This window comes from Micromonospora sp. NPDC000207 (assembly GCF_040300925.1).
GTDB lineage: Bacteria > Actinomycetota > Actinomycetes > Mycobacteriales > Micromonosporaceae > Micromonospora.
Window position 1 is genome coordinate 1 of record NZ_JBEPEQ010000148.1, and the last position, 11,238, is coordinate 11,238.

Consider the following 11,238-nt stretch of genomic DNA (forward strand, 5'->3'; position numbering starts at 1 on the left):
GCGGGCGGGCCGACCCGCCGTAGGGACGCGGACCGGCGTCGACAGGTGGCACGGGCCGACCCGCCGTAGGGGCGCGGACCGGCGTCGACAGGTGGCACGGACCGGTTACGGTGACGACCACCCGAGCAGCGAGGAGAGTGGCTCCATGGCCGCAGCCCCGAGGCGGCAACCACAGTGGTTGCCCTACACCGCCGCCGTCACGGCCGGTCTGGTGGTCATCGCCGGGGCCTTCCTGGTCGTCCGGGAGCGCGACGCGGGCACCGGAGGGCCCCGGGCCGACTGCGCCGTCCACCTGGAGGTCAACTCCTCCACGGAGAAGGCGGAACTGCTGGCCGAGCTCGCCGAGCGGTACAACGACAGCGGTCGGACGATCACCGACGGCGAGTGCGCCCGGGTGCGCGTCACCCCGTTGAACTCGGGTAAGGCGACCGAGGCGTTGGCCACCGGCTGGCGCGACACCGGGTTGCCGCAGCCGCAGGTCTGGTTGCCGACATCGAGCCTGTGGACCGGTCAGCTCCGGCTGCTCGACCGGGCCGCCGGGCGGGCGGAGCAGACCCCCGACACCTACCCGTCGATCGCCAACAGTCCGCTGGTCATCGCCATGCCCAAACCCAAGGGCGACCTCGTACGCGAGCAGGGACCCCTCGGGTGGGGTCAGATCCTCGGCCTGTCCGGGCGGCAGGGGTGGGCGCAGTTCGGCAGGCCGGAGTGGGGGCGGTTCACCTTCGGTAAGGACAACCCGAACCTGTCCACCTCGGGGCTGGCCGCCACCATCGCCACGTACTACGCGGCGGTCAGCCGTTCCAGCGACCTCACCCGCGCCGACCTGGCCGACCCGGCGGTGACGCAGTTCGTCAGGCGGATCGAGGCGAACGTGTCGCACTACAGCGACGACTCGGTTGAGCTGCTGCGGGACCTGGCCGAGGCAGACCTGCGCGGCGGTCCGGGCGGCCCTGACGACATGAGCGCGATGGTCCTGCAGGAGGAGCTGGTCCACCTCTACAACGAGGGTGGGTTGAGTCCCCGCGAGGAGGGGCAGGCGCAGGGTCGTCGGCCCACCGTCCCGCTGGTCGCCGTACACCCGAAGGAGGGCACCTTCAACCTGGACCACCCGTTCGTGGTGCTGCCCACCGCCGACGACAGTCAGCGCGCCGCCGCCGAGGACCTGCTGGCCTTCCTGACCGAGGACGCCCAGCAGGCCGACTTCGCCGACCTGGGCTTCCGGGACCACGAACGGCGGGCGTCGGCGGAGCTCCTGGCCGGGGTGGGCGCCGAGCCGGAGGGCGGGCTCACCTACTTCGCCCCGCCGGACCCGACGGTGGTCGAGGAGATGCTGCACGGGTGGAGCACCCTGCGCAAGAAGGCGAACGTCCTGATCGCGTTGGACACGTCCGGGTCGATGGAGGCCTCGGTCGGGGACCGGACCCGGTTCCAGGTGGCCTCGGCTGCCGCCGGCAAGGGCCTGGCGTTGCTCAACAGCGAGGACCGGGTCGGGCTGTGGTCGTTCTCGTCCGAGACGCGGGAACGTCCGAAGGGCCCCTACCGGGAGGAGGTCCAGCTCGGTGACTTTGACCAGAAGCGGATCACCACCCGGATCTCCGGGCTGCACGTGGAGGGCGGGACCGCCCTCTACACGACGGTCCGGGCCGCGCACCGGCACCTTGTCGAACGGTACGATCCGCAGCGCATCAACGCGGTGGTGGTCCTCACCGACGGCAAGAACGAGTACGGCAAGGACAACGACCTCGCCCGGCTCCTCGCCGACGTGCAGCTCGATCCGCAACGCCCGGTGAAGGTGTTCTGCATCGCCTTCGACAGGGACTCGGACTTCGAGACCCTCGACCGGATCGCCAAGGCCTCGTCGGGGAAGGCGTTCGACGCCACCGACCCGACGAAGATCGACGAGGCGTTCGTCAAGCTGGTCAGCAGCTTCTGACCCGCAGGCGGCGCGTCTGCGACTGCGGGGAACCCCCACGGCGATCCGATCCGCCGTGGGGGTCGGGGGTTCAGGGCAGGAGCGCGCGGATGATGACGATGGTCAGGAACACGACGATGAAGGCGAGGTCGATGCCGACCCCGCCGAGGCGTACCGGGGGCAGCACCCGGCGTACCGGGGCGAGGATCGGTTCGGTCGCGGCCTGCGCGGCGTCGTGCAGCTTGGCCCGCAGCGACCCGGGCTGGCTGGGCCCGGCCAGGACGACGCTCCAGTCCAGCACCGCGCGGGCGATCAGCAGCAGTTGGACCAGCAACAACAGCAGGCTCACGAGAGCGAGCACGGGACCCATCGTTTCCTCCAGACAGCCGACACCGGCGCTGTCACTGTGCCCTGCTTCGTTGTGAGTTTCCTGAAGACACCCCGGGAATCACCGTCACCGGGACACTCAGCCCAGGTTCACCCCGGCCTGGACGGCGTAGACGGTGGCCAGGGCGACGGCGAGCGCGCCGAGACCGAACCGCAGTGCCCGTTCGGGCAGGTGGGGTTGCAGGTACGCCCCGAGGTAGCCGCCGATCAGCCCGCCGAACCCGCAGAGCAGGCCGACGTCCCATCGTGGGGCGATGTCGCCACCGCCGGTGAGGGAGAGGACGGAGAAGGTGGCAGCACCGGCGACGGAGGTGACGAAGGTCGAGGCGAGCGCGGCCGGGGCGACCACCGCGACCGGCATCCCCCGACCGACCAGGATCGGGCCGAGGATGGAGCCGCCGCCGATCCCGTAGACCCCGCCGACCACGCCGACCAGGGCGGACAGCGAGATCAGCCGGGGGCGGGACGGGGCCGGGCCGGCCGGCCAGGGCCGGGTGGCGGCGGCGCGGAGGCAGAGCCACAACCCCAGGGGGAGCAGGATCGCGGCCACGACCAGCCGGAACGCGTCCGGTCCCGGGACCAGGAAGACCCGGACGACGGCGCCCACCACCACCCCGGGGAGGGTGCCGACCAGCAGGAGACGGGTCAGCGGGCCGGTCAGGGCCCCACCACGGCGGTAGCGCAGCAGCGCGCCGGGACCGGCCACGATGTTGAACAACAGGTTCGTCGGCGTCACCGCCGGATTCGGTACGGCCAGCACACTGAGCTGCACCGGGAGGAGGAATACCGCCCCGGACACCCCGACAGGGGTGGTCAGCACCGAGATGAGCAGCCCGGCGGCGACACTGGTGACCGCCTCCACCCAGGTCACGGCGTACCGACTTCGATCACGGGCGACAGTGTGGCCGACGGATGTTAACGACCGTCGGCCGACGGTCACGGGGCGGGCCGGCCGACGGTGACATCACCCATAGCCATCGACGCTTCACAACCTGTGCGGGATCACTGATCCTTCATGCGTGAGAATCGATCGCACCTGTCTCGCGGCGGCGTTGGTCGTCGTGATGCTCGCACCGCCGTGGGCCACGCCTGCGGCCCACGCCGCCGCACCGGCGTCCCACGCTCCGGTGACCACGGTGGCCGCCACCTCCTCGACCACCCCGCCGGACCTGGGCGTCGGCAACCGGTTCGTCGCCGGTGAGGGCCTGCCGGACTGGTCCCGGGTCGGCTACCTCGGCGGGCAGGACCTGCCGACCACCGTCACCGGGGCGGCACCCTGTCGTTTCGAGCCGGCCCGGTTGGCCACCGAGTTCGGCGTCGTCGCCGACGACGGGGTCGACGACAGCGCCGGTCTGCAGGAGGCCGTCGACCGGGTGCGGGCGGACTGTTCACCGACAGCGAGTCACCACCGGCTGTCGCTGATCGAGCTGCCCGCCGGGCGCCTCGACATCTCCCGGCAGATCTACGTGGACGCGAACTTCCTCGTCGTACGGGGACAGGGTGCCGGAACGGGCGGTACCCGGCTGGTGTTCCGCCCCGACACCGACACCCGCTACGACACCGTCAGCAACGACGGCAGCCGGTGGGAACCCACCACCATGACCTGGGGCAGCGGCAACGACACCGGCCGGGGCGGGTGGATCTGGCCGGGCCGGGCGATGTTCAAGGTGCAGACCCGGGAGGTGGCCGCCCGCTACACCGACGAGTGGCAGTCCGCCCCGGCCAACCGCAGGGACCTGTTCGAGGGCTCGGTCAACCAGCACTGGGTGTCCGGGATCCGGGTGGCGTCCCGGGCCGGTGACGCGGGCTTCGCCGCCCGCGCCGGGCAGAGCGTGGTGCACCTGATCGGCAACGCCGACATGGGCCGGTTCACCCTCGGCGGGTACGTGTGGGTGGGAGCGGCCAACAGCCTCAAGTTCTACGAGCAGCAGGGCCTCACCTACGCCGAGCACGGCAGCATGTTCGAGAACCTGCACATGCGCCAGCAGATGTTCCGGGTGGTGGCGATCTCCGGCAGCCCCAAGAGCATCACCCTGGACCGTCCCCTGGAGTTCGACCTGCCCGTCGACTCGGTCTCCGACGGGTCGGCCCCGATGGTGACCGAGACCCCGTTCCAGAGCAAGGTGACCCCGCTCAAGGCGGTCGAGGGGGTCGGGTTCGAGGACTTCGCCTTCACCCAGGACATGACCGGCCTGCCGAAGCTGGGCGGCGGCAGCTACTCCCTGTCCCCCTCGGACGCCGTGCACAACTACGGCAACCTGGCCCCCGAGTACGCGATGCACGGGATCCTCTACAAGTGGGCGGCCAACAGCTGGGCCAAGGGGCTGTCGGGCACCATGACCGGTTCCCACCCGCTGGTCACCGAGGTGGCCCGGAACCTGCACATCGAGGGCAACACCTTCGACGGCGCGTGGAACAAGGGCAAGGGCGGCAACGGCTACCTGCGCGGCAGTCGGGTGTGGGACTCGCTGTACGCGTACAACACGAGCCGTAACCTGCGGCACTTCACCTTCCAGTGGTCGGCCAGCGGGAACGTCGCCTTCCGCAACGACCTCGACTCCGATCTGAACCTGCACGGCGGTTGGGAGCGGCACAACCTCTTCGAGGGCAACACCGTACGGGTGCCGTACGAGCACCGGTCGGGGAGCTGCACGGTCAACTGTGGCGGCGAGGGCGGCGAACTGGACGCCGGGACCTGGTACCCGATCTGGTGGGGTGCGGGACCGAAGGCGATCAAGTGGTCGGGGTCGTCCGGGCCGCAGAACGTCTTCCACGGCAACGTGCTGACCAAGCAGGTCACCCCGGGTGGGCCGTTCGAGGCGTACACCCCGTACTCGGCGCAGAGCCCCGGGGTGCCGGCCGACGCCGTACACCAGTTCGGTTCGGACCCGGTCCAACCGCGACGGTTCCGTCATCTCGCACAGGGTGGCGCGGTCATCGCCGACTGGTCCGGTCGGGAGACCCTCGACTACACCGACGGCCAGGGGGTGGCCCGGTTGGCGGACCGCCGTCGGCCGTCGCTGTTCCTGCGCGACGTCGGTCAGCTCGACCCCCGGGTGAACCCGGACCGCCGGGCGGCCACCTGGAACATGCAGGGGGCGGGGACGAACGCCGGGGGCTCCTACGACAACAAGTACTCCAACGGGGTCCAGACCCTGGGCCACGGCGCGCAGGTGGTGGCGTTGCAGGAGGCCGGTTCACCGCCGGACGGCGGTCAACACCTGGCCGACCATCCGCAGGTCGACTTCCAGCGGGCCAACGGCCTGTTTCCCCCGGTCCGGGAGTACCGGTACGCGGGCACCGCCGGACGCCCGACCGGGTTCCTCTACTGGCTGCACACCGACACCTCGAACAACGGCCCGAACCGGGTGAACATGGCGGTGGCCACCCGGCGACGGGTCGACCCCGGCGGGATCTTCGTGGTCGGCTCCCCGATGGGCGGACGCCCCGCCCTGGGGGTGAACATCGGCGGCACTGTCTTCTTCACCCTGCACGGCTTCTCCGGCAACGGCAACGGCAACGACATGCCGGGCCTGCTGGAGGCGATCCGGGTCCGGATGCTGACCGCCGGGCCGAACAACACGGCGCTGGACTGGGTGGCGATGGGGGACTTCAACCGGGACCCCGAGGACCTGGCGGCGGTGCTGGACGCGGCGCACTTCGTGGTACACGCACCGGCGAACCCCACCCATCCCACACTGGCCCCGGTCCGGGTCCTCGACTACGCGGTCACCCCGACCGGGGTCGGGGTCCCCCGGATCACCGGCAGCGTCGTCCACGACGACATCCTCCTCTCCGACCACCGGCCGGTCGGGTTCGACCTGGTGCTACGGGCGGCGGCCGATCCCCCGCCCCCGCCGGCGCAGCCACCGTCGGGGCAGGGGGTCCTGCTGCGCAACGCGGAGACCACCAACGTCGCCGACATCGTCCGCAACGGCACCACGAACCTCCTGGTCGACGTCCCCTACCACAGCGGCTACCAGCAGAAGTGGTCCCTGGTCCGCAGTGGGGAGTTCCCCGGCTACTACCGGATCGTCAACCTGCTGACCGGGAGCTTCATGGGGCAGGAGGAGGGGGCCCGGGACGCCCGGGTGGTCCAGTGGCACATGGAGGCCATGGACCAGTTGTGGCGGCCCGAGGACCAGGGGGACGGCACCTGGACCCTCCGGAACAAGGTCACCGACCAGTTGCTCACCGTCCTGCCCGACCTGCTGGTCCTCGCCGGGCGGGACTGGGACGGGTCGGCCCGACAGCGGTGGTTCCTCCAGTCGGAGGCGGAGATGGACGACCTCCAGGAGATCACCCACTACCCGGTGGAGGGTGCCCACGACATGGTGGCGGACGTCTCCGGGGAGGGTACCGGCAACGGCACCCCGATCATCCTCTACCAGGAGACCGACGGCGCCAACCAGCGGTTCACCCGGATCCCCGCCGGGTCGACCGGGGACACCCCCTGCTACTACCTGGTCAACAGTGGCCGCTACCTGACCTCGTCCCCGACGGGCAACGCCACCTTCGGGGCCGGGGTGACCCTGCACTCGTTCCGTCCCAACACCGACGAGTACCTGTGGTGCGTGGAGCAGGACGGCGCGTCGTTCGCCCTGGCGAACCGGACCGTCGTCAACGGGGTGCCGACCGACCTGTACCTCACCGAACACGGGTACGGCCACCAGCTCACAGTCGACCCGGCCGGCCCCGGTCCGGTCCAGACCTGGGTCTGGGAGTCGGCCACCAGCTGAGGTCACCTCGCCGTCCCGGGTGCCTCGTCGGGCACCCGGGACGGCGGGGCGGTCAGGCCGACCGGCAGGGGGAGCCGTTGAGCTGGAAGCCGGTGGGGGTGGGTTCGCCCGCCCCGGAGGTGCCCTGGACGCCGAAGCTCACCGTCGCGCCCTGCGCGACGGTGCCGTTCCAGCCGACGTTGCCGGCGGTGACGGTGCTCCCGGACTGGGTGACCTGGGCGTTCCAGGCGCTGGTGACCTGCTGGTCGGCGGGGAGGGTCCAGGTCAGGTTCCAGGCGGTCAACGCCGGTCCCTGGTTGGTGAGGCGAACCTCGGCGGTGAACCCGCCGGTCCACCGGTTGGCGGTCCACGAGACGAGGCACGTGGTCGCCGGCTGCGTGGGCGGCGGGGTCGTCGCCGGTGGGGTCGTCGGTGGGGCGGTCGTCGGCGGGGCGGTCGTGGGTGGGGTGTCACGCGGGGGGAACCGCAGGACCCGGTCGTCGGTGGCGGCCGGCGTACCGCGCCCGTCCCGGTTGCTGGTGGTCACCCAGAGCCAGCCGTCGGGGCCGTACTCGACGGTGCGCAGCCGCCCGTAGGTTCCTGTCAGTTCGGCGACCGGGGTCCCGACCCCCCCGGTTCCGGTCAACGGCAGGTTCCACAGTCGGGTGCCGCGCAGGGCGGCGACGAACAGCCGGTTCCCCGCGATCGTCGCGCCGCTGGGTGAGGCCTGCGCCGGGGACCAGACCACCAGCGGGTCGCGGTAGCGGGGGTCGTTGCCCCGCCCCTCCACGACCGGCCAGCCGTAGTTGCCGCCGGCCACGATCAGGTTCACCTCGTCCCAGGTGTTCTGCCCGAACTCGGTGGCGTAGAGCCGGCCCTGGGCGTCCCAGGCCAGCCCCTGCACGTGCCGGTGACCGAGGCTGTAGACGAGCGATCCGGCGTACGGGTTGTCCGGCGGGACGGTGCCGTCGGGCCGCATCCGCAGGATCTTGCCGTTACGGCTCTGCAGGTTCTGCGACAGCGCAGTCTGCCCGGCGTCACCGACCCCGGCGTAGAGCATCCCGTCGGGGCCGAAGGCGATCCGTCCCCCGTTGTGGATGCTGGCCCTGCTCAGGCCGGTGAGGATCGGCTGCTGGGTCTGCGGGGCGGTGAGCCGGAACCGGACGATCCGGTTGTCGGTGGAGGTGGTGAGGTAGACGTAGACCCAGCCGTCCTGGGCGTAGGTCGGGGAGACCGCGAGGCCGAGCAGACCCGCCTCGCCCCCGGCGGCCACCCCGGAGATCTGGGCGACCTGCTGCGGGGCCTGACCGGGGCGGACCCGCTGGACCTGGCCGGAGTTGCGCAGCGCGACCAGGGCACTGCCGTCGGGTAGGAAGTCCATCCCCCACGGCACCGTGAGGTTGCCCGCCACGACCTGTGGACGGGTCAGGTCGAAGTCACCGACGGCCAGTGTGCCCTGCTGCGGAGCGGCGGGTGGGCGTTGCGGGGGGTCGGCCCCGGCGGCACCGGCCGCACCGACCCCGGTCACCGTGAGACCGGCGACCACTGCTGCCACGACCATCGAACGGACTCGCACGACGACACCTCCCAGTCAGCGACGTCCGTCAATATATCCCACGCTCGGACGCGGTGCAGAAGGTCGACCGGCAGTGCGCCGGGAACCCGAGCCCCGCACCCGGGGCCGACCCGGCGGTGGAGGTCCCGGAGGTCACAGCCCCACGTCACGGGCGAGGAGCGCGGCCTGGACCCGGTCGGAGACACCGAGCTTGGCGAAGACCGCCGAGAGCTGGTTACGGACCGTCTTCTCGCTCAACCCGAACCGGCGGGCGATCCGGGCGTTGGCCTCGCCCGCCGCCAGGTGCCGCAGGATGTCCCGCTCCCGCGCGGTGAGCTGGTCGAACGGGGCGGGCAGCGGCATCGGCCGGCGTTGCAGGTCGGCCAGCACCCGTGGCCCGACCCGGGGGCCGAGGACCAAGCCACCACCGGCCACCGTCCGCAGGGCGTCGACGATCACGTCCGGGTCGGTGTCCTTCAACAGGTATCCCCGGGCACCGGCGTGCAGCGACCGGCTCACCACCTCGTCGTCGTCGGCCATGGTGAGCATGAGCACGGCCGTCTCCGGGCGGCCCTGCACGATGCGTCGGGTGGCCTCGACGCCGTCGCCGTCGGGCAGGGCCACGTCCATGGCGACCACACCGACCGGTTCGGTCAACGCCAACCGGATCGCCTCGGCGCAGGTGGCGGCCTCCAGGACGACGGTCACCCAGGTCTCCCCCTCCAGCATCATCCGCAGTCCCCGGCGGACCACCGGATGGTCGTCCACGATCAACACCCGGCCCTGTCCGGTCATCTCCGCGCCCCACTTCCGCCCCCGGCCTCGCCCGGTCCGTCTCATCCTTGCAGCGGCAGCCGGACCCGCACGAGGGTCCCGTGCGGATCCCGGCCGACCACGTCGCACTCCCCGCCGAGCTCGACGGCCCGTTCCCGCATGGAGTCCAACCCGACCCCGCCCGGTCGCCGGGCCACACCACCCACCCCGTCGTCGCCGACCTCGACCACCAGGGCGCGCCCCCGACGTACCACCACCTCGCAGGTGGTGGCCCGGGCGTGCCGGGCCACGTTGGACAGGGCCTCGGCGACGATCCGGTACGCCGCCACCTCCACCGCCGCGGGTAGTCGGCCCGGGTCGTCCTCCACCCGCAGCCGCACCGACAGGCCGGGGCCGTCGAAACGGCGGCACTCCGCCCGCAGGGCCGACTCCAACCCCCGGTCCAGGGCGGGTGGGCGCAGCCGGTCGACCAACTGCCGGACCTCGGCGGTGCAGGTCCGCAGGTCCTCGGCGAGCCCGTCCAGGACGCCGACCAGCCGCTGCCTGTCGGTGGCGAGCCGGCGGGCCGCCCGTACCTGCATGGACATGCCGGCGAAGGTGGGACCGAGACCGTCGTGCAGGTCGCGGCGTAGTCGACGCCGCTCCTCCTCCCGGGCGGTGACCAACCGCTCCCGGGAGTCCCGCAGGTCCCGGATCAGCCGGGCGGTCGCCGCCGCGACCGAGGCGTGCAGGGCTACGTCGCTGAGCAGCCGCCGCTCGACCGGGGTGAAGCGGGTCCCGGGGCTGCGGTGGGCCACCACCAGCCAGCCGACCCGTTCACCGTGGGTGAGCATGTCGAACCGCTCGACCGATTCGGTGGGCCGACCGTGGGCGGCGTGCACCAGTGGCGGACGGTCCGGATCGCGCTGTTCGTCGGTGCCCACCTCGACGGCGACGTAGGGCACCCGCAGGGAGTCGCCGATCGTACGGGTGAGCAACGGCAGGACGGCCTGCGGCTCGACGGTACGTTCCAGCAGGTCACCGAGGCGGGCCAGGACGGCGTACGGTTCGTCGCGCTCGCCGTAGAGCAGCCGGTTGACCCCCCGCTGCACCCGCTGGCGCAGCGGCTCGAAGGTGACGGCGATCAGCCCGGTGGCCACCAGGGAGGCGTTGGAGGTGTCCCCGCGCAGGAGCAGGTCGCGCAGGAGGCTGACGGTGGCGACGAAGGCCACGATCACCAGCAGGCTCATAACCAGCCACACCAGCGTACGGTTGATCACCTGTTCCAGCCCGTACAGCCGGTACCGCAGCACGGCGAGGGTCATCGCCCCCGGAATGGCGATCACCATGAGCACCCAGGCCCCGGCCAGGTTGAGCCCGTCGAGGACCACCCCGAGCAGGAACAGCACCCCGGCGGCCAGCAGGCAGGCGAGCTGTTGGCGGGTCTCCCCGGTGGCGCGCCGCCACCGCAGGGCCAACGAGACCAGCACCGCCAGCAGGGTCACCAACTCGACGGCGATCGCCAGCAGCGCGACCTGCACCAGGGTACGGGCCTGCGCGGTGGCTGCGGGTTCCGCCGAGAGCAGCAGCCGACGGGGGTCGTCGAGGGCGGCCACCGCGAGCGCCCCGGTGGCCACGACCGTGGTGGCCACGACGAGGTACCCGACCGGCCGCCAGCGCGGCCCCGGCAGTCGGCCGTCCGGGAAGACCAGCAGGGCCAGGATGACCAGCCCGTACGGCGGCCACCAGAGCCACTGCCCCACCCAGGCGACCGGGGCGAACGCGGTCCAGCTCAGCGCGAGGGCGGCCCCGGCGGCGGTGAGCCCGGCGGCGGTCATCAACCGGCCGACCGGGTGGGCGGGAACCCCGGCGAGGACCAGCGTGCCGAGGGCGGTGAAGGCGACGGCGAG

At 72.1% G+C, this 11,238-nt stretch carries 7 protein-coding genes; 2 read left to right on the forward strand and 5 right to left on the reverse strand.

The genetic code is table 11. From position 1 onward, the window contains the following. Positions 1 to 1,936: substrate-binding and vWA domain-containing protein (locus tag ABT336_RS24875; protein ID WP_350899614.1), on the forward strand; the 1,936-nt coding region annotated here is incomplete at its 5' end. Between the two features lie 70 nt (positions 1,937 to 2,006). On the opposite strand, the gene ABT336_RS24880 is transcribed toward ABT336_RS24875, so the two are convergent. Beyond that, a complete protein-coding gene (locus ABT336_RS24880) occupies positions 2,007 to 2,285 on the reverse strand; it encodes a YggT family protein (protein WP_350899616.1) in 279 nt (92 codons plus the stop codon). A gap of 96 nt (positions 2,286 to 2,381) precedes the next feature. Next, positions 2,382 to 3,173: a TSUP family transporter gene (locus ABT336_RS24885; RefSeq protein ID WP_350899618.1), complete on the reverse strand. Its 792-nt coding sequence runs from the start codon at positions 3,171 to 3,173 to the stop codon at positions 2,382 to 2,384. Positions 3,174 to 3,321: 148 nt separating this feature from the next. Between ABT336_RS24885 and ABT336_RS24890 the strand changes: the two genes are divergently transcribed. Next, entirely contained in the window at positions 3,322 to 7,041 is a 3,720-nt protein-coding gene (locus tag ABT336_RS24890; protein WP_350899620.1) for an RICIN domain-containing protein, read from the forward strand. 52 nt (positions 7,042 to 7,093) lie between these two features. Here the strand turns inward: ABT336_RS24890 and ABT336_RS24895 are convergent, their stop codons facing one another. The 3 genes from ABT336_RS24895 to ABT336_RS24905 form a co-directional block, all read right to left on the reverse strand. Further along, positions 7,094 to 8,596, reverse strand: coding sequence for a PQQ-dependent sugar dehydrogenase (locus ABT336_RS24895; protein ID WP_350899622.1), 1,503 nt, complete (start codon positions 8,594 to 8,596; stop codon positions 7,094 to 7,096). A gap of 132 nt (positions 8,597 to 8,728) precedes the next feature. Next, positions 8,729 to 9,370 carry a response regulator gene (locus tag ABT336_RS24900; RefSeq protein WP_350899624.1) on the reverse strand — a complete coding sequence of 214 codons (642 nt, stop codon included), beginning with the start codon at positions 9,368 to 9,370 and terminating at the stop codon, positions 8,729 to 8,731. Between the two features lie 41 nt (positions 9,371 to 9,411). After that, on the reverse strand, positions 9,412 to 11,238 hold a 1,827-nt coding region (locus tag ABT336_RS24905), incomplete at its 5' end, for a sensor histidine kinase (protein WP_350899626.1).